Origin of the sequence: Mycobacterium ostraviense (assembly GCF_002705925.1) — a bacterium.
In the GTDB taxonomy this organism is placed as follows: Bacteria; Actinomycetota; Actinomycetes; order Mycobacteriales; family Mycobacteriaceae; genus Mycobacterium; species Mycobacterium ostraviense.
In genome coordinates, this window is sequence record NZ_NKRE01000006.1 from 1 (window position 1) to 1,058 (window position 1,058).

The window sequence follows — 1,058 nt, forward strand, 5'->3', positions numbered from 1 at the left end:
CCCGTCCCCGCCGTCGTAGCCGGGACACCGGCGCCGGCACCGCGAGCACCGGCCCGCCAGCGACGCCATAGGCCGCACCGTCAATACCAGCACCTCGGTAGTCACCGGCCGCTTCCCGCGCGAGGTCTCGGTCTCGAGTGATCTGTTGCGGCTTGCCGTCGACGGCGTTACCCCCCTCTGCCAGCGCCGTGGCCTTGATTAGCTCGGTGACGAAGACGGCCTCGCCGCCAGGCGCGATATCGCAGGGGATCGGCGGCCCGCCGATCTGGTTGTCGAGTACGAGGAAGGAGACGGTGCTTGGGTCGGCGCGGACCGCCGAGCCCGTGAGGTGGGAACGGTGCGCGAACATCATTGGCGACCTTCACCCCCATCACCAGGGGCCCGAGTGTCACCTGGCTGGCGGCTGACCTAAGGCCGTGGCGGACATCGGTGGTTGCCTCACTTGGACACGAGTCCGCCCGGCGTCAGGAAGCCGACAACCGGGGTAAGTTTCGGCCGCGCGCCTTGCAATACGCACGACCACACCTGCCAGCCGAGCGAGCCGGCCGCTAGCACAGTGCCGATGATGCCGAGGATGAGCGGCGCGACGGTCATGGTCCTGGCAGCACGGCGAACCGTTTCACGATCGATTCCACGAGGTCGATCACCGTGGGCAGCTCGCGTGTGTTGATTTCGGTGCCGTCGTTGGCGCGGAATCCGAACTTACAGTAAGCGGGGTGCCGCGCACCCATCAGTACGTCGTCACACTGACGGTGCACGCCAACAAAGAGCAACCTGCGATTCGGCGACCCACCCATCGGCAACCTCACTGAAGAATGGGCACCCCGTGGTCGTCATCCAAAGAGACGGTCAACACCCATGTCCCGGGATTGGTTGCGCGACATGTACATTTCGATAGTTCGCGACTCGATGAGAACTGGAACGCGACCGACGGGATACAAATGATCATGACACGCCTACCTCAAAATTTCACGGTCGCCCGAGTTCTCCCCCGATGGCTGCTGAGATCACGAGTTGATCTTGATTTCCAGCTTCTCCGTAGGCGGCGGCGCCGCGTG

The 1,058-nt window shown here is 64.4% G+C and carries 2 protein-coding genes; both read right to left on the reverse strand.

The window, feature by feature from the left end; genetic code table 11:
- Nucleotides 1-352: hypothetical protein (locus CDN38_RS29810; protein ID WP_438502296.1), on the reverse strand; the 352-nt coding region annotated here is incomplete at its 3' end.
- Between the two features lie 86 nt (nt 353-438).
- Nucleotides 439-594 carry a hypothetical protein gene (locus CDN38_RS29815; protein WP_161951603.1) on the reverse strand — a complete coding sequence of 52 codons (156 nt, stop codon included), beginning with the start codon at nt 592-594 and terminating at the stop codon, nt 439-441.
- Nucleotides 595-1,058 lie beyond the last annotated feature (464 nt).